Source organism: Nocardia exalbida NBRC 100660 (genome assembly GCF_000308575.1).
GTDB classification, from domain to species: Bacteria; Actinomycetota; Actinomycetes; order Mycobacteriales; family Mycobacteriaceae; genus Nocardia; species Nocardia exalbida.
On record NZ_BAFZ01000119.1, the window covers coordinates 288,991 to 307,224 of the forward strand.

The 18,234-nt window shown below is 70.3% G+C and carries 14 protein-coding genes and 1 pseudogene; 8 read left to right on the forward strand and 7 right to left on the reverse strand.

Annotated features, from left to right (window positions below; all coding sequences use genetic code 11):
* Window positions 1–23: 23 nt before the first annotated feature.
* Complete coding sequence (locus tag ON29_RS27975) at window positions 24–1,346, reverse strand: acetyl-CoA C-acetyltransferase (protein WP_040870928.1); 1,323 nt, start codon at window positions 1,344–1,346, stop codon at window positions 24–26.
* A gap of 209 nt (window positions 1,347–1,555) precedes the next feature.
* Between ON29_RS27975 and ON29_RS27980 the strand changes: the two genes are divergently transcribed.
* Window positions 1,556–2,914, forward strand: a complete 1,359-nt coding sequence (locus tag ON29_RS27980) for a 3-oxoacyl-ACP reductase (protein ID WP_040870833.1) — start codon at window positions 1,556–1,558, stop codon at window positions 2,912–2,914.
* Window positions 2,911–3,801 (forward strand): MaoC family dehydratase, encoded by an 891-nt coding sequence (locus ON29_RS27985; protein ID WP_245549141.1) that lies wholly within the window; start codon window positions 2,911–2,913, stop codon window positions 3,799–3,801. Before ON29_RS27980 ends, ON29_RS27985 begins: the two co-directional genes overlap by 4 nt.
* A 100-nt stretch (window positions 3,802–3,901) precedes the next feature.
* Here the strand turns inward: ON29_RS27985 and ON29_RS27990 are convergent, their stop codons facing one another.
* From ON29_RS27990 to ON29_RS28000, 3 genes are all read right to left on the reverse strand, one after another.
* Entirely contained in the window at window positions 3,902–5,131 is a 1,230-nt protein-coding gene (locus ON29_RS27990; RefSeq protein ID WP_040870835.1) for a DUF5685 family protein, read from the reverse strand.
* Window positions 5,132–5,243: 112 nt separating this feature from the next.
* Complete coding sequence (locus tag ON29_RS27995) at window positions 5,244–5,843, reverse strand: TetR/AcrR family transcriptional regulator (protein ID WP_040870930.1); 600 nt, start codon at window positions 5,841–5,843, stop codon at window positions 5,244–5,246.
* Between the two features lie 99 nt (window positions 5,844–5,942).
* Entirely contained in the window at window positions 5,943–7,103 is a 1,161-nt protein-coding gene (locus tag ON29_RS28000; RefSeq protein WP_040870836.1) for a glycoside hydrolase family 3 N-terminal domain-containing protein, read from the reverse strand.
* Window positions 7,104–7,629: 526 nt separating this feature from the next.
* On the opposite strand from ON29_RS28000, the gene ON29_RS28005 reads away from it, so the two are divergent.
* The 5 genes from ON29_RS28005 to ON29_RS28020 all read left to right on the forward strand — a co-directional run bounded on the left by ON29_RS28005 (window position 7,630) and on the right by ON29_RS28020 (window position 14,597).
* Complete coding sequence (locus ON29_RS28005; RefSeq protein ID WP_063825382.1) at window positions 7,630–8,103, forward strand: universal stress protein; 474 nt, start codon at window positions 7,630–7,632, stop codon at window positions 8,101–8,103.
* A 70-nt stretch (window positions 8,104–8,173) separates the two neighbouring features.
* Window positions 8,174–9,268 (forward strand): isochorismate synthase, encoded by a 1,095-nt coding sequence (locus ON29_RS28010; protein ID WP_040870838.1) that lies wholly within the window; start codon window positions 8,174–8,176, stop codon window positions 9,266–9,268.
* Window positions 9,269–9,418: 150 nt separating this feature from the next.
* A complete protein-coding gene (locus ON29_RS35085; protein WP_083864100.1) occupies window positions 9,419–9,589 on the forward strand; it encodes a DUF2613 domain-containing protein in 171 nt (56 codons plus the stop codon).
* Window positions 9,570–13,979, forward strand: coding sequence for an alpha-(1->3)-arabinofuranosyltransferase domain-containing protein (locus ON29_RS28015; RefSeq protein WP_083864101.1), 4,410 nt, complete (start codon window positions 9,570–9,572; stop codon window positions 13,977–13,979). Before ON29_RS35085 ends, ON29_RS28015 begins: the two co-directional genes overlap by 20 nt.
* Window positions 13,980–14,096: 117 nt before the next feature.
* Window positions 14,097–14,597: a DinB family protein gene (locus tag ON29_RS28020; RefSeq protein WP_174371866.1), complete on the forward strand. Its 501-nt coding sequence runs from the start codon at window positions 14,097–14,099 to the stop codon at window positions 14,595–14,597.
* Window positions 14,598–14,615: 18 nt separating this feature from the next.
* Here the strand turns inward: ON29_RS28020 and ON29_RS28025 are convergent, their stop codons facing one another.
* On the reverse strand, window positions 14,616–15,800 hold the full coding sequence (locus ON29_RS28025) for an acyltransferase family protein (RefSeq protein WP_040870840.1): 1,185 nt from the start codon (window positions 15,798–15,800) through the stop codon (window positions 14,616–14,618).
* 203 nt (window positions 15,801–16,003) lie between these two features.
* Between ON29_RS28025 and pgfA the strand changes: the two genes are divergently transcribed.
* On the forward strand, window positions 16,004–17,164 hold the full coding sequence (pgfA, locus tag ON29_RS28030; protein ID WP_040870842.1) for a cell envelope lipid trafficking protein PgfA: 1,161 nt from the start codon (window positions 16,004–16,006) through the stop codon (window positions 17,162–17,164).
* 69 nt (window positions 17,165–17,233) lie between these two features.
* Here the strand turns inward: pgfA and ON29_RS28035 are convergent, their stop codons facing one another.
* Complete coding sequence (locus tag ON29_RS28035) at window positions 17,234–17,599, reverse strand: VOC family protein (protein ID WP_040870844.1); 366 nt, start codon at window positions 17,597–17,599, stop codon at window positions 17,234–17,236.
* A gap of 22 nt (window positions 17,600–17,621) precedes the next feature.
* Window positions 17,622–18,234, reverse strand: a pseudogene (locus tag ON29_RS28040) (polysaccharide biosynthesis protein); the annotation flags it as partial.

Below are 18,234 nucleotides of genomic sequence, written 5' to 3' on the forward strand. Positions count from 1 at the left end.
GTGGTGTGCGACTACGCCCGCGGTCAGCGCTCCAGGATGGCGACCACGCCTTGGCCGCCCGCGGCGCAGATGGAGATCAGCGCGCGGCCGGAGCCCTTCTCGGCCAGCATTTTCGCGGTGGAGGCGACGATACGGCCGCCGGTCGCGGCGAAGGGGTGGCCCGCGGCCAGCGACGAGCCGTTGACGTTGAGCTTGCTGCGATCGATCGACCCGAGCGCGCCGTCGAGGCCGAGGCGCTCCTTGCAGTAGGCGTCGGACTCCCACGCGGCCAGGGTGGCCAGCACCACCGAGGCGAACGCCTCGTGGATCTCGTAGTAGTCGAAGTCCTGCAGAGTCAGGCCGTTGCGGGCGAGCAGGCGCGGCACCGCGTAGGTCGGCGCCATCAGCAGGCCGTCGGGGCCGTGGATGTAGTCGACCGCGGCGACCTCGCTGTCGACCAGGTGGGCCAGCACGGGCAGCTTGTGCTCGGCGGCCCACTCCTCGCTGGACAGCAGCACCGCGGAGGCGCCGTCGGTCAGCGGGGTGGAGTTGCCCGCGGTCATGGTCGCGTCGCCCGCCTTGACCCCGAAGACCGGCTTCAGCGTCGCCAGCTTCTCGATCGAGGAGTTCGGGCGCAGGTTGTCGTCCCGGGTGAGGCCGAGGAACGGCGTGATCAGATCGTCGAAGAAGCCGCGGTCGTAGGCGGCCGCCATGTTCTTGTGCGACAGGTAGGCCAGCTCGTCCTGCGCCTCGCGCGGAACACCGAACTCCTTGGCGGTGATGGCGGCGTGCTCACCCATGGACAAGCCGGTGCGCGGCTCGGCGTTGCGCGGGATCTCGATGCCGAGCATGCTCGGGCGCAGCTGGCCGACCAGCTTGAGGCGGTCCTTGCCGGTCTTGGCGCGGTTGGCGTCGAGCATCCACTCGCGCATGCCCTCGCTCACCCCGATCGGAGCGTCGGAGGTGGTGTCGGTGCCGCCGCCGACACCGGCTTCGATCCGGCCCGCGGCGATCGCGTCACCGACGGTGACGATCGCCTGCAGTCCGGTGCCGCAGGCCAGTTGCAGGTCGTGCGCCGGGGTGTAGGGGCTCAGCTTGCTACCGAGCACGCTCTCCCGGATCAGGCCGTGCTCGCCGACCCGCTTCAGCACGGCGCCCCCGACGACCATGCCGAGCCGCTCGCCCTGCAGGCCGAAACGGCTGACCAGCCCGTCCAGCGCGGCGGTGAACATGTCCTGGTTGGAGGCGCGGGCGTACGCCTTGTCGGAGCGAGCGAACGGAATCCGGTTGCCACCCACGATCGCGACCGGACGGGTGGTCTTACCGGTCTTGGCGGTGCTCTTCGCCGAACGGGCTTTGCTAGTCACTCGAGTCTCCAAGGTCTCGTGGATGGATGTCCCGGCGGCCCGGTCGAGCGCGGACATTCCGCACTGCTCGGCGCCCCGTCGCGGTTGTTTACATTAAACTTACTCTGGAGTAAGTTTAATGTCGATACGTACCCCCGCAAAAGTGCGCCAGCCAACCATGCCGGGGCGACCCCAGACCCGAGAGACAGAACTCAGAAAAGGTAGGAATAGTGGCAGCCAGCAAGAGCAAGGGTGCTCCCAACCTCTATGGATCGTTCGTACACTCCGCACCTGGCGCGTTCCTGGCCAGCAAGCTCGGCCTTCCGAAGCCGGAGACACTGCGCCGCTACGTCGAGGGCGAGCCGCCGCTGTCGGGCCCGGTGCTGATCGGCGGGAAGGGCCGGGTCGCCGAGCCGGTGCGCGCCCTGCTGTCTGACTACGACTTCGCCGACGCGCTGAGCCAGGGCACCAAGTACGGCGCCCTGGTGTTCGACGCCACCGGCATCGGTTCCATCGAGGACCTCTCCCAGCTGTTCGAGTTCTTCCAGCCCGCCCTGCGCAGCCTCACCGCGTCCGGGCGCATCGTGGTCATCGGCACCACGCCCGAGCTGGCGGGCGGCGTGGACGAGCAGATCGCGCAGCGCGCGCTGGAGGGCTTCACCCGCTCGGTGGCCAAGGAATTGCTGCGCGGCTCGACCGCTCAGCTGGTCTACCTGCACCCCGAGGCGTCCGCCACGGCGACCGGCCTGGAATCCACCCTGCGGTTCCTGCTCTCGGCGAAGTCGGCGTTCGTCGACGGCCAGGTCATCCGGGTCGGTAAGGACGACGCGAGCGCACCCGCCGATTGGGACCGCCCGCTGGCGGGCAAGGTCGCCGTGGTGACCGGTGCGGCGCGCGGCATCGGCGCGACCATCGCCGAGGTGTTCGCCCGCGATGGTGCCCAGGTGATCGTGGCCGACATCCCGGCCGCGGGTGAGGCGCTGTCGCAGACCGCGAACAAGGTGGGCGGCACCGCGCTCGCGCTCGACGTGACCGCGCCCGACGCGGCGGAGAAGCTGGCCGAATTCGCCACCGAGCGGTTCGGCGGCATCGACATCATCGTGCACAACGCGGGCATCACCAGGGACAAGCTGCTGGCGAACATGGACGAGGGACGCTGGAACTCGGTCATCAACGTGAATCTCGCCGCGCCGCACCGGATCACCGAGGGCCTGGTGGCCAGGGGCGCGCTGAAGGAGGGCGGCCGCGTGATCGACGTGTCCTCCATCGCGGGCATCGCGGGCAACCGTGGCCAGACCAACTACGGCACCTCCAAGGCGGGTGTCATCGGCATGGTGAACGCCGAGGCGCCGAAGCTGGCGGAGAAGAACATCACCATCAACGCCGTCGCGCCCGGTTTCATCGAGACCGCGATGACCGCCGCGATCCCGTTGGCCACCCGGGAAGCGGGACGACTGATGAGCTCGCTGCTGCAGGGCGGCCAGACCGTCGATGTCGCCGAGACCATCGCCTACTTCGCGAGCCCGGCGTCGAACGCGGTGACCGGCAACGTCGTCCGGGTCTGCGGGCAGAGCCTGATCGGAGCATGATGACCCAGGCTCCGGCAGGCAAGGAGAAGACCCAGGTGATCAGCCTCACCGAACCGCCGAAGAACAGCCGCCTGTTCGTCAAGGCGGCGCTCGGCGCGGTGCCGCTGCTGTCGGCGCGCAAGCCGGCGCTGCCGGACCGGGCGGTTCAGCTCGACGGGCTGCGAGTGGACCCCGATCACCTGGCCGCCTACTGCCGCGCGACCGGTTTGCGGTTCGGCGACGCGCTGCCGCTGACCTATCCGTTCATCCTCACCTTCCCGCTGGCCATGCAGCTGGTGGTGGCGCGGGACTTCCCGTTCGTCGCGGTGGGCGCGGTGCACGCGCAGAACGTCATCGAGCGGACCCGGGACATCTCGGTGAGCGAGCCGCTGGACATCCGCACGCACATCGAGAACCTGCGCGAGCACCCGAAGGGCCTGCTCGTGGACGCGATCAGCGATGTGAAGGTGGGTCGCGAGCTGGTGTGGCACCAGGTCACCACGTTCCTGCACCAGCAGCGCACCTCGTTGTCGGGCGGTCCGAAGCAGGAGCCGAAGCCGGACGAGGTTCCGCCACCTCCGCTGCGCACGCTGCGGGTGGATCAGAAGACGATCACCCGGTACGCGGCCGCGTCCGGTGACCACAACCCGATCCACACCTCGGCGTTGGGCGCCAAGGCGTTCGGCTTCCCCCGGTCGATCGCTCATGGCATGTGGTCGGCGGCGACCGTGCTCGGCGCGGTCGAGGGCCGCATTCCGGAGCAGACCACGTATTCGGTCAAGTTCGGTAAGCCGATTCTGCTGCCCTCCACCGTCAACCTGTATGCCGATCAGGCCGAAGGCGGTTGGGACTTGGCGCTGCGCCATCCGAAGAAGGGTTACCCGCATCTGACGGCGACCCTGCGCTGAACAAGCCGGAGCCGCATTCCGATTCACGCGAATCGGAATGCGGCTTCGCGCTTTCCAATGACGTCGGCCGGCCTGCCGCCGCGCGTCCGTCGGGCACCGATCAGCAGTCGCATCCGCAGTCGCAGCAGTTGCAATCCCCGCAATCGCAGCAGCCGCAGTCACAATCGCCGCAATCGCAATTCTTGATCCACGCGTCCTTGCGTTCACCGGTGCACGGTTGCGTGTGGTCGGCGCAGCACGCGTAACCGGTGCAGTAGCCGCCAAGGACTAGCGTGAGGGATTCGCCGATACCCGGGCGACGAGTCGGCGGACGGTGGCCGCTTCTTCCGCGGGCGTGCGCGCGGACCTCGGCGTCGGGCGACACCGCGCATGTGTGGGCGGCGAGTGCGCCGAGCCCGCCGCCGAGCCGGCGCAGCACCGCGGTCAGCGGGTCGAGCAGCATCCAGCGGACGGTGGGCACCCGGCTGAGCTCGGCCGCCGCCACGGCGGCGCGCAGGCTCGAATTCGATTGCCGGAGCAGATCGTAAGCCTCGGGCACGGTGGTGCCGGTGGCCGCGAGGGGGTTGAAGCGGTCATGGGTGGCGTCGTCGTCGTAGTCGGCGACGGCGTCGGCCAGATGCGCGATCCGCCCGAACTGCCAGCCCGCCTCGCGCAACGCGTCGATATTGTCCGAGCGATCGGCCAGCACGGCGGTATGCGCGAAGAACGCCGACGCGCACAGCTGGGTCGGCGCGGTCAAGCGATCCAGCGGATCGGCCGACGGCGCCATCGCCGAGCGCCAGTGCGGCGAAGCGGCAAGCGATTCCGGCACCGATCCCGCACCCGAACCACCTACGGCGACCAGCTCTTTCGCCTCCTGCTCCAAGCACACCTGCGCGGCGAGCGCCGCGACGAGCGGCTCGACGTCCAGGCCGATCCGCGCCGCACCCGCGCGCGCCTCCCGGTTCCATCGCGTCGCGGCTTTCGCCAGCGGCCTGCGGGCGATCGCGGAGACGTCACCGTCGTCCACGTGATCGCGAATCTTGGCCGATGCCAGCAGCAGTGACGCGGTGGTGGCGAGCTGGACGCCGGGTGAGTCGGCGGTGACCACCGACGCCCTGCGCATCCCGCGCAGCGGACACGGCGCCGCGGTGGTGCGTGCCGCGGAACCGGACTGCGCCTCGGTGAGCATGCTCAGCACCAGCGCGTCTTTGTTGGTGGTGGCGCGAGCGAATTGACCGTGCCCGTCCCGCAGCCCGAGACACAAACCGCACAGATGCGCCTGCCACTCGGCCGCATCGATTCCATACTTCTGAGCGCCGTGCGCACACGGCCTGAGCAACCCGAACACTTCCGCCCCGTTTCTCCCCGGCTCGATCGCGTGAGCCGGCCCGCTGTTTTGCGAACTCACGCACTGTGGCAGGAGGGCGGCGCCGAAGCAACCGAAACGGGCAAAAGGTGGGCTACTCGGTTTTCTTCCGGCCGGCCAGACCGCGCCAGGCCAGATCGTCGAGTAGGTCGACGGCCTCGGCGACCTCGATCCGGCCGCTGGCCAACCGGTCGGCGATGGCCTCGCCCGCGCCGATCACGGCGACCGCGACGACGTCGAAGTTCGTCCCGGGCTCGGCGTGCTTGGCGCTGGATTCGAGCAGTTTGGCGGTCAGCTCGATGACCCGTTCGCGCGCGTTCTCGATCTCCGAGGCGAATGCCTGCTGGCCGATGGCCTGCCGGTAGAGCACCTGCCAGGAGCGCCGGTTGCGGTCGACGAAGCCGAGGAAGCCCTCCAGCGCGGTGCGCACCTGCTCGTGGGGGGTGAGCAGCGGGTTGCCCGCGGGCGCGACGGATTCGATGAAGCGCAACCCCTCGCGCTGGATGCAGGCGCGGAACAGTTCGTCCTTGGAGCCGTAGTACAGATACAGCATCGGTTTGGAGATCTTCGCCTCGGCGGCGATCGCGTCCATCGACGTGTCGTGGAAGCCTTTACGCGAGAAGACCTCCACGGCGGCGTCGAGCATCTGCTGCTCGCGTACCGCCCGTGGAAGCCGCTTCGTACCGCCCGCCATCCACACTCCTACCACAGGTGAATCTCATATATTACTCCAAGGTAAGTTCCGGCGGTCCGATTTGCTCACCGGTCGCCCGACTCGGCCGTGCGGCGCGCCTCAGCAGCGCGGCAACGCACCCTTGAACGCGGCCACACGCAACACCGACGCGTCCACCTGCGCCATCGGCAGCCGTCCGCTCGACACCGCCTGCTCCAGCCGGTCGAGCACCTGCGGCACCGCGTCGGTGGTGATCCACAGGGCGCTGTCGGCACCGGCGACCAGCGCGGCTTCCACGGCGTCTTCGATCGACATCCGGCTGGTGATCGCCGCCATGCCTCCGAGGTCGTCGGTGAAGATCGGCCCCTGGAACGGCGCGGCGCCGTAGCCGCTGCCGTCGCGCAGCAACCGCATCGCCTCCGGGCTGATGCTGGCCGGGACATCCGGTGTGGTCAGACCGGGCACGTCCAGGTGGCCGACCATCACGGCCGCGCCCGAGCCGATGAGGTTGCGGAATGGCACCAGGTCCACCTGCCGCAACTGGTCCAGCGGCGGGGTGCGTACCGCGCCGGTGTGCGAGTCGCCGGATCCGGAGCCGTGACCGGGGAAGTGCTTCATCACGGTGCCGACGCCGACCTCGCGCATCGCGCGGATGTAGGCGTCCGCGTAGCGGGTGACGACGTTCGGATCGTCGGAGAAGGAGCGGTCGCCGATGACCGAGTCGTCCGGCTGGGAACTGACGTCCACGTCGGGGGCGAAGTCCACCGTCACGCCGAGATCCTTCAGCGCACGGCCTCTGGTCACCGTCGCGTCGTAGAACTGCTCGGGGGTCATGGTCTGCGCCGTTTCCCGCGCCGACGGAGCCGCGCCGATCAGGTCGCGCACCCGCGAGACTCGGCCGCCTTCCTCGTCGATGGTCACCATCAGGGGCACCTTGGCGGCCTGCTTCACCTGGGCGATCTGGCCGGAGGCGAGCAGCGCCTGGTCGGTCCATCCGCCCACGAAGATGCCGCCGATCTGCTCGTCGCGCACCACGTTCGTGGCGTCGTCGGTGCCGGTGACGCCGACCGTCAGCAACTGCGCGAGTTTCGCGCGGGTGGTGAACTGTGCGAGATACCCGGCGTTGCAGTCCGGCGGCGCCGCGCTGGTGACGGGAATCGCCGCGGTGGTCGCTTCGGGCGTGGTGGTGCTCGATGACGCCGACTCGGTGGAGCCGCCGTTCGAGCAGGCAGTCGCGACGGCGGCGAGAACGGTGAGGACGAGCAGAGGCGTCTTCCGCATAGAGGTCAACCGTACTCGTGGTGACGCGCGCGACCGCAGTCGCTACGTCCCTACCGGACGGGTAACTCGCGCACCGGTACCGAATCGTTGTCTCGCACTCGGCCATACCGGACCGAAGGGTCACCGCCTTGTCCGCATCGTGATTTCGGCGGTCGCCGTTCGCCGGGCCTGCCCACACCCGCCATCGCATGCCGAGAAGTCGCCCGGGAGACTTCGCGCTGATCACGGTCGGTTGTCGTACCCGCCGACGCGGCCCGCTCGCCCAGTGGTTTCCAGCGGCATAGCTGAGTCGGACGCGGCGGGCACAGGCGCCGGTGGTTTTCCGGCCGCACAGTCGAGTCCGACGCAGCGCAGCCCAGGTCACCGGGCCAGTAGTTCCGAGCCGCAAAAGGAGAAGTCCGAGGCTCATCGACGTGACCACGAGGGACCGACGTTTACGCAGGTCACACCGCTTGACAAGCCGGTTCACCCGGGCCTGCGCGGGGTAATCTCGAGGTGTCGCCTGTGTCTCTCTCAGGAGGTCAGCGTGCCCTGCGATCTGATGCTCATCGCCTACGACGGCTCCGAGAACGCCAAGCGGGCCGTCGAATACGCCGGGCGATTCCTCAGCGCGAACCGTGCCGTCGTGCTGACCGCCTGGGAGCCCATGGTGCGTCAAGCCGCTCGGCTGTCCGGGCTGTCGGGTGTCATGCAACCGGAATGGGTGCCGGACGACGAGATCGAGGACATCGCCTACGTCGACGCGCGCGCCACCAATGCCGAGGGTGTGCGGCTGGCCGAAATGGCGGGCCTGAACGCCGAGGCGCGCACCGCCGAATGCACCACCACCATCTGGAACGCCATCGTCGATTGCGCCGACGAACTGGACGTCGACATCATCGTCGCGGGCACCCGGGGCGCCACCGGGATCCGCGCGCTGCTGCACAGCAGCGTCGCCGACGCCGTCCTCAGGCATTGCCACCGCCCGGTCCTGCTCGTCCCGCCCGGCAAGAATTCGTGATCCGCGCTCCGCGTGAGATCTGGATCGCTTCCACCGCGATGGGGCGCGGCGACGGGGCTAGGTTGGGGTAATGGATGGGTTCCTGCTTGCTCGGGCCGACGGGGTTGTTCGGGGTCATGGGAGCCGGGTCTTCTTCGACGACGCGCAGCGAGCGCGGGCCGCGCTGCGGGACGGCCGGGCGCGGCTGGTGGTCGGCGCGCTGCCCTTCGATCCACGCGAGCCCGCGGCGCTGAGCGTGCCCGAGCGCGCCGTGCACACCGCGGGTCCATGGCGGCCCGCCGCACTGCCCGACCTGCCCGCGGTACGCGTGGTGACCGAGATACCGAGCCGGGCCGAGCATGTGGCGCGGGTGACCAAATTGGTCGAGCAGCTCAACGATCCCGCGCAACCGCTGCGCAAGGTGGTCGCGGCGCGTTCGGTGCTGGCCGAGGCACAGTCCGCGCTCGACCCGGAGGTCGTCGCGGGGCACCTGCTGACCAGGCACCCGCACGCGAACGTCTTCGCGGTCGATCTCACTCCCGCCGGACGCCCCGGCGCGACGCTGGTGGGCGCGACGCCCGAAGTGCTGATCGCCCGGCAAGGAGACCTGGTGACCTTGCGCCCGCTGGCCGGCACCGCGCCACGGCTGCTCGATCCGGGCGCCGATGCCGCGCAGGCCCGAGAACTGCTGGCCAGCACCAAGAATCGCGACGAGCACGCGTTCGTGATCGACTGGATCCGGGAGCGGCTCGGACCGGTCTGCGCCGAGCTGTCCATTCCGGAGAGCCCGGAACTGGTCAGCACCCCCGAGGTGTGGCATCTGGCGACGCCGATCACCGGGCGCCTGCGCGACACCGCGATCACCGCGCTGGACCTGGCGTTGCTGCTGCACCCCACGCCCGCGGTCTGCGGCACTCCCACCGATCTGGCACTGGAGACCATCACACACATCGAGGACGACCGCGGTTTCTACGGAGGCGCCGTCGGCTGGTGTGCCGCGGACGGCGACGGCGCCTGGGTGGTCGCCATCCGCTGCGCGGAACTCTCGGCCGACGGTCGTACGGTGCGGGCGTACGCGGGCGGCGGCATCGTCGCCGCCTCCGACCCGCAGACGGAACTCGACGAGACCACCGCCAAACTGCGCACCCTGCTCGGCACGCTGCACTGCGCTCTGCCCACCCACTGACGTACCCGCTTCCGAGTGGTCCGGCGCGCGGTCTACCGGGCCGGCCGACGCGTGCTCACCGGAGATTCCCCGGCCTGAACGCATACAAATACCGGACGTCCTGCTAGGTTGGCCGGGAACGTGCCTGCATCGACGTATTGGAGTGCCGCGATGAAGTTTGCTGTCCCGGGTGTTGCGAGTGCTGTCGCGGGCGCCGTGCTGGGCGTGCTCAGTGTCTTCCTCATCACCCTCGCGGTGCAGCAGAACTCGCGCCCGGAAATCGACCGCAGCGGCGACAAGGACTCCTCGCTGCTGAACAACGTTGAGTACGGCAGCCGCTGACCCGCTGACCTCCGCTTCAACCGCGAATTCGTTCGGATCTTCCGCGGCGCCGGGGCAGCACAGCACCGCGCCGCTGGGCAGACGTTGGTTCGCCGCGACCGTCCTCGCGGCGTTCCTGCTGACCTTCGTGCAGGCGCCGGGACTCACGGTCGCCGACACGAAATACGACCTGGCGCAGAATCCGCTCGGTTTTCTCGCGCGCGCCGCACATCTGTGGAGTAGCCAGGCGCCGATGGGCCAGGTGCAGAACCAGGCCTACGGATACTTCTTCCCACACGGCGCGTTCTTCTCGCTCGGCCATCTGCTGGGCGTGCCCGCCTGGGTGACGCAGCGGGTCTGGTGGGCGCTGCTGCTGCTCGCCGGTTTCTGGGGAATCGTGCGCCTGTGCGAGGCGCTCGGCATCGGGACGCGCGGGTCGCGGGTCGTCGCCGCGCTCGCGTTCGCGCTGTCGCCTCGGGTCCTGACCACCGTCGGGTCGATCTCCTCGGAGACGCTGCCGATGATGCTGGCGCCGTGGGTGCTGCTCGCACCCGCCGTGCTCGGCGTCGCGGGGCGCGCCCGGCGGCGGGGCGGAGCGGAGTCGCCCGCGGGCAGTGCGCTGGCGCTCGCCCTGATGGGCTCGGTCAACGCGGTCGCGACGGTGGCCGCCTTCCTGCCCGCGCTGCTGTGGTGGGCGGCCGCCTCGCCTGCGCTCGCCCCGGCGCGAGGCGGCTCCCATCGGCCGGATCGCCGTTGGTGGCGTTTCACCGCGGCGTGGATTCCGCTGCTGGTGCTGGCCACGTTCTGGTGGGCGGTCCCGCTACTGCTGCTGGGCAAGGTGAGTCCGCCGTTCCTGGACTACATCGAATCGTCGGGGGTGACGACGCAGTGGTCCTCGCTGGGCGAGGTGCTGCGCGGCACCGACAGCTGGACCCCGTTCGTCTCGCCGGAACGTATCGCGGGCGCGGTATTGGTGACCCAGCCCGCGGCGGTGCTCGCGACCGGGCTGGTCGCGGCGGCGGGCATGGCCGGCCTGGCCCTGCGATCCATGCCGTACCGGGGCAGGCTCGTCCTGATCCTGTGTGTCGGGCTGGTCGGCATCTGCGCCGGATTCGCCGGTGAGCTGAGCGGCCCGTTCGCCGAGTCGGTACGCGTCTTCCTCGACTCCGGGGGCGCTCCGCTGCGCAACGTGCACAAGCTGGAGCCGCTGATCCGCATCCCGCTCGTGCTCGGGTTGGCACAGTTGCTCGCCCGGGTTCCGCTGCCCGCCTCCGTTCCTTTCCGGGTTTGGCGCGGCGCGTTCGCGCACCCGGAGCGGGACCGCGCGGTCGCGGTGGCGGCACTGATCCTCACCGCGCTCGCCCTGTCCAGCTCCCTGGCCTGGACCGGCAAGCTCGCACCGCGCGGCGCCTACGACCGGGTCCCCGCCTATTGGCAGCAGACCGCGGACTGGCTCGCGAACAATGCCTCCGACACCCGCGCCCTGGTCGTGCCCGGCGCCCCCTTCGGCAGCCAGATCTGGGGACTCACGCGCGACGAACCGCTGCAAGCGCTGGCCCGAACGCCGTGGGCGATCCGCGACGCGGTGCCGCTGAACCCGCCCGGCACCATCCGCGCGATGGATTCGGTGCAGCGGCTCATCGCCGACGGCAGGCCCTCGGCGGGCCTGGCCGCGACGCTGAGCGCTCAGGGCGTCGGCGTCGTCGTCCTGCGCAACGATCTCGACCCGGAGACCTCCCGGTCGACCCGGCCGATGCTGGCCCACCAGGCGCTCGACGAGTCGCCCGGTCTGCGCAAGGTGGCCGAGTTCGGCAACCCGATCGAATCGGTGGTGCTCGCCGACGGCTTGGTGGCCGACGGCGACCTGCGGCCGCCGTATCCGGCGGTCGAGATCTACCGGGTCGACGCGCCGGCGCTCGGCACGCCCGCCGAGGTGCGCGGCGGTACCGGTGCGCCGGAAGCGTTCCCCGGCGCGTATACCGTCCCACTGGGCGATGTTCCGGTGGTCCAGGGCGGACCCGAAGTGTTCGAGCGGATGCGCCGCGACCCTGCCGCCGCCCGGACGCCCGGCTTGCTCGCCGCCGACGCGATCCGGGCCGGGTTGCCGATCGGCCCAGTGACGGTCACCGATACGCCGATGGATCGCGAAGCCGATTTCGGCCGGGTGGACAACCACAACTCGGCGTTGCGCGCCCCCGACGACGCGCGCCGCACGCACAACCTGGTGCCCGACTATCCGGTGCCCGGCGCGGAACTGGTGCGCGGCGAATGGTCCGGCGCCACGATCACCGCGTCCAGTTCGGCCGCGGACGCCACGCAGCTCGGCGGCGCCGCGCCGGGAAGCTCCACCGCGGCCGTCGTCGACGGCGATCCGGCCACCGCGTGGATCAGCAACGGCATCGAACGCGCGCTCGGACAGTGGCTTCGACTCGATCTCGACCATCCGATCCAGACCGGGCAGCTGAAACTGACCACCAGTGCGGCCGCCATCGGCGACCCGGTCAAATGGATCGAGGTGCGCACCGCGAACGGCACCGTCTCGGTCCGGGTGCCCGAACCCGGTGCGCCGGTCTCGGTTTCGCTTCCCGCCGGCCGCACGGAGTGGCTGACGATCACCGCCATCCGCACCGAAGGCGGCTCGGGTGGCGGGCAATTCGGCATCAGCGAACTCGCGCTGGACGACTACTCGGTGCGTAACGCGCCGGTCCGCGTCGACATCAGGCATCGGACCGTGGTTCCGTCCGCTCCAGCGGGCGCGCAACTGCGCGGCTGGGATCTCGGTCAGGAATTTCCCGGCCGCAGCGCGTGTTTCGATGCGCCCGACCGGGTGCGTTGCAGCAAAGGTCTCGCTTTGGCCCCGGAGGAACCCGGCACGTTCCAGCGCACGCTGACCGTCCCGGAACCGATGTCGGTCGCCCCGGAACTGACCGTCCGCACCAGGCAGGGCCCGGCCCTGGAGGCGCTGCTCACCGACCGAGCCCGGCCGGTGGCCCGGGGCAAGGCCGACGTCGGCGATTTGCGCGGGGCCGCGTTCGCCGCGACCGACGGCGATCCGCGCACGAGCTGGACCGCGCCCGAGGCCTCGGTGCGCGAGCCGACCGGCGGCAGGCCGACGCTCACCCTCGAATTGCCCGAGCCCACGCTGGTGACCGGCCTCGAACTGACCCCCTCGCTCGGCGGCTTGCCCGCGACGCCCACCTCGGTGACGGTGAATCTCGGGGACGGTCCGCAGGTGCGTGAACTCGAGGACGACGGCTCGGGCACACCCATCCGGATCTCCCTGCATCCCACCGTGACCGACCGCATCGAACTCAGCATGCGAACCTGGCGGCCGGTGCTGGACCGGACGGCGCTCGGGTTCGTCCAGACCCAGCCGCCCGGACTGGCGGAGGTGACGGTGCTTGGACCGGACTACCCCCCGGCCGCCGCACTGGACCGCGAGATCACCGTGCCGTGCGCGCTGGGGCCGACGATCGATGCGGGCGGTCGGACGCTGCACACGTCGGTCACCGCCACCGTCGGCGAATTACGCTCCGGCGCACCCGTTCCCGCCCGGGTGTGCACCGACGAGGCGGGCGAGCCGGAGGCCGCGGCACCGAGCGAGTTCGCGCTGCCGCAGGGCCGGGCCGACGTGGCGGTCGGGCCGACCGACCTGTTCTTCGTGGATCGGCTGCGCTTGCACCGAAGCGGGACGGAAACCGCCGCGGCGCCCGCGGTGGACGCGGGCACACGACTGCTCGTGCTGCCGCTGAGCACCAACGTCGGATGGCGTGCGACCAGTGCGGACGGACACGTGCTCGAACCGGTGGTGGTGGACGGCTGGCAGCAAGCCTGGCTGCTGCCCGCCGATGCCACCGGCCCGGTGACGATCGCTTTCCCGGACGACCGGTGGTACCGCCTCGGCATCTTCGGCGGCCTGCTGCTGCTCCTGCCGCTCGCGGTCCTGGCCTTCCCCCGCCGCGCGCGGCCGGGCCCCACCCGGGCCGAGGCGGGCAGAGCGGAATCGGAGGTGCCCGCCGAGCAGCCGGATGCGAGCGCCGATGCTCGCGGTACCTGGGGCCGACGCTGGATGGGCGCGGTAGGGCTCACCGGTGCGGCTACCGTGATCGCGGGTCCGGTGGGCGCTGCCGCCACGGTGATCGCCTTGGCCGCAACCCGTTTCACGCGGTACGTCACCCCGCGTGCGCTCGTCGTCGTGGCGGGCGCGGGCACCATGCTCTCCGCCGCCGCGCTGTCCACGGGCCCGTGGCGCTCGCCGGACGGTTATATGGGTGGCTCCGCGCTGGTGCAGCTTCCCGCGCTGCTCGCGATCATCGCGGTGGGCATCGCGGCGCTGCCCCGGCCGAAGCATGCTGATCGGGCTGGTGCGAGCGGGTCGGACGAGCCGCGTCCCCCGACGGTCGGGGACTGACGGTCCACACCGATCGACAACCGACCGCCCCTGTCGGCGCGCACGCGAGGCATTCCGCTCGACGAGGCGCGCATTCGCCGTGCGCCGCAAGCGCACTCGTTGCTAACGTGACCACGCGTGAACACCTGTGCCGAATGCGGTTTCGTCTACGACTTGGCTTCGGCGGCCGATGTGCCGTCGCTGGCGCGGGAGCACGCAGTGGAATACGCCGATCTGCTCGGCGCCGACGGCGGCAAGTTACGCCGGCGTGGCAAGCCGGATGTGTGGTCACCGCTGGAGTACGCGTGCCACGTGCGGGACGTACTGCTCGCCCAGCGCGAGCGCGTACTGGCCGCACGTCGTTCGGACAATCCGCCCGCTACCGCGATGGGCCGGGACGAGCGCGTCGAGCACGACGGATACGCCGAGCAGAACCCCGCGGACGTCGCTCGCCAGATCCGCGACGCCGCCCTCCTGTTCGCGAACGTGCTGGAGCGACTCGGCGACGACGACTGGGAGCGGACCCTGGGCTTCCCCTACCCCGAACCCGCGGATCGTTCCCTGCGCTGGCTCGCCGTGCACACCCTGCACGAGCTGCGCCACCACCTGCTGGACATGCACCGGCAACTCGACGGCTGACCTCGCGCGGGCGGCCGATCAGGGCGCGGGCTCGGGTTCCGGGTTGCGCCGCACCCGGTCCCGGTGGCGGGCCCAGCGCCGCACCGGCTCCTCGATGAGCGCGTAACTGGCCGCGGCGACCGGAAGGGTGACGGCGATCGTGAGGGCCAGGACGTACCCGAAGTCCCCCTGGAAGGGCAGGATGCCGAAGACCGGGAACACGATCGACAGCATCGCGAGGTGCCAGATGAAGATGCCGTAGGACCAGCGGCCGAGCGTCGCGGCCACCGGTGACTCCAGCCAGCGGTGCGCGCGCGCCGCCGGGTCGCGCAGCACCAGCGGCGCGAGCAGCGCGAACCCGATGATCGCGCCGAGCCCCATCTTCACCACGTACTGCCAGGGTTCGGCCCGGTTCAGCCCGGCGGGACCGGCCAGATCGGTCGCCGCGAGCAGAAAGGCGCACACCGCGACGGTCCACATCAGTGGCTGATTCGCCCCGACTTTCCACCACCGTGATAGCCGGACGCTATGTTCGGCGAGCTCGGCGAGGATCATGCCGGCGGCGAACCAGGGCAGATACCCGGGCAGCCAGTTGTCCGCGTGGATCGCGTCGGGCGTCGGCACCGGAATGAAGTTCCAGCTCAGGCTGAGCAGAGCGAGCGCGAGCAGCACCGGCACCCGCCGCCGCGCCGCGGGGCCGCGCAGACGCACCAGCGCGAACGCCAGCACGGGCAGCACGAGATAGAAGGCGACCTCCACCGACAGGCTCCACATCTGGGTGAGGCCGTCGGTGAGTGTCAGCGGCACGAATACCTGCAACAGCGCGAGGTTCGACACCCACACCCGCAGACCCGCCGTCCCGGCGGCGCTGGGCAGCAGCACCAGAACCGCGCACACCACGACCCAGTAGGCGGGCAGGATGCGAGCGGCACGATGTCTCAGGTAGTAGCCGACCGGCGGGGCGGTGTCCAGCCCGCGCGCGGCCGCGGCGTGCGGACGCCAGAGCAGGAACCCGGACAGGGCGAAGAACACCGCCACCGCCATGTCGAACCGACCCCACACCCGGCCGACGACCGGTGTGCCCGCGGCGCCGGTCTGGAAGGCGACGTGGGTCAGCAGCACGCCGAGCGCGGCCATTCCGCGCATGCCTTCCAAGGCCGGCACGAAGGCGCGCGGGCGCACCCGTTCGGTCGCGGGCGCGGCGGTGGGCAGGGTCGCTGTCATCGGACTCCAGTCTGCCTCGGCGAATCCACAGTTGATAACCCGGCGTTTCAGATTTCGCGCTAGACTCGGGCGATTTCTCGGCCGTTTCGGCCTCGACGCCGCATGGTACGACATCGGACTGTTAGTGTCGGGGCTCACGAGTGCCGCGGCCTGCCCGCAGTGCTCGCCGGAGCGACCTGTGTTCTACGACGAGGAGAGTTTGCATGGCACTGAGTGCCGGTACCAGAAGGACGGTGGCCTGCCTGCTCGTGGGTCTCGGCGCGTTGCTGATCGTCGCCGCAATCATGATCCCGACCTACACCGTCGACAAGCTGGCCAAAACTCCCCTCGATCTGGAGATCACCACGATCGCCACGAACCAGCCGGGTGAGGACAGCCTGGTGCTCGACTCCAAGTCACTGACCGCTCCGGAAGGCGCGGCGAAGGTCGACACCAATGTCCCGCTGGTCTCGCAGCGCTTCCTCACCGTCGAGGACCCGGCCGACGCCGAGCAGATGACCGTGCAGGCGGGCCAGACACTGCGGCGCATCGACAAGCAGGGCGACACCGGCCTGCTCACCGCGACCGTCGATCGGGTGACCATCGACCGGGTGTCCGGTGAGCCGGTCGGCACCGAGCCCAACGGCTCGATCGCGGTGACCGCCAACCTCGAGGGCCAGAGCCTCGCCGAGCCGGTGCAGCACACCGGTCTGCAGTACCGGTTCCCGATCGGCACCGAGAAGAAGACCTACCCGTACTTCGATCTCAACGTCCGCAAGACCTTCGACGCCAACTTCCTCGAAGAGACCGAGATCAACGGCACCAAGGTCTACCACTTCCAGATGTCGGTGCCGGCCACCAGCCTGTGGGACGTCGTGCAGGCGCCGACCAACCGGCTGAGCCTGCCCGCCGCCAAGTGGGGCGTGGAGGGCGGCGACGCCCCGGTGACCATGACCCGGTACTACACCAACACCCGTGACCTGTGGGTGGAGCCGAAGACCGGCACGGTCGTCAAGGGCGGCGAGGCGCTGCACCTCTATTACTCGCGCACCGCGGACAAGCCGGAGGTCACCGCACTGAAGTCGCACATCGTGTTCGACGAGAACACGATCGAGTCGCAGCTGTCGGTGGCCAAGGAGAACATCGACAAGCTGTCGCTGTACGGCCGGGTGATGCCGATCATCCTGGGCGTCCTCGGTGTGATCGCGCTGATCGCCGGTGTGGTGCTCGGCATCCGCGGCGGCTCCGCTCCGACGCCAGCGCGGGCGGGCGGCTTCCCGGGTCAGCGTCCGAGCGGCGCGGCTCCGGCCGCCCCCGCACCGCGTGCCAACCGCGGCGCCGACGACGCGCCGACGGAGCAGATTCGGATCGACAAACAGCCCTGACCGGCTGATCACCCCCGAATTCGGCTCCCCCGCCTACCGGCTGGGGAGCCGAATTCGTTCGCGGGGTTCTCAGGGTTCGGTGCGGCCGAGCGGATAGGCGACCGGGTGCCGTGGCTGATACAGCAGCATCGTGCCCGCGCCGGGAACACACAGGGTTACGCACCGGCCGAAACCCCGCTCGGTGACCTCCCCCTCGAACCGTGCTCCACGGGCGGCCAGCTCGGCCGTCGTCCGGTCCAGGTCGTCGCACATCAGCGAGCTCTCGTGGCACGGCGTGCCTTCGGTGGGATGTACGCCGAGTTCACTCGGGCCTGGAGCGAACAGCAGCCAGCCGTCGTGGGCGTCGATGTGCGGCCAGCGCAGGACATCGCGGAAGAACGCGCGGGCCGCGTCGGGATCGTCCGCGTAGACCAGGGTGTGCACCGCGGTGATCATGGAACGATCGTAGGCGGTGGGGTCAGCCGACGGGGCGAAGCGGTTCGGGGCGCGTCGTGTGGTCTGCCGCGCGCAAAACGATGACGGCGACCACGAAGGTGGTGGTCGCGGCCACCGACACGGCCGTGATGATCAGCGCCGGAACCGACCGGGCCAGCGACAGCATCAGGGTGACTTCGACGGCCAGCCCCAGCCAGGCGACCATCGCGAGCGAAGTGCGGTCCACGGCGATGGCCGAGAGCACCGCGCCTTGCAGCACGGCCAGCAGCGCGCCGTGCAACGCGAACACCCACAGCAAGCCCTGGATCGGGGCGTAGTCCTCGCCGGCCAGCAACGGAGCGAGCGGCGCGGCGAGCGCGGCGCCGAGCACCGCGACGAGGCCGATCCCGCTGAGCACCGCCAATGCCGCCCGGATCGCGCTCGCCGAGTGCGTCGGCTGGGCCATCCGCGGGTAGAGCACGACACCGACCGCCTGCGGCAGCCAGAATGCGATCTTGGTGGCGATGGTGCCGAGCGCGTAGCGGCTGGCGTCCACGTCGTCGAGCACGATCCGCACCACGATGAGATCCGCCGACGACAGCGCCATCATCGCCGCCTGCACTTGGGCGGCCCGCAGCACCGGCAGCACGCCGGGA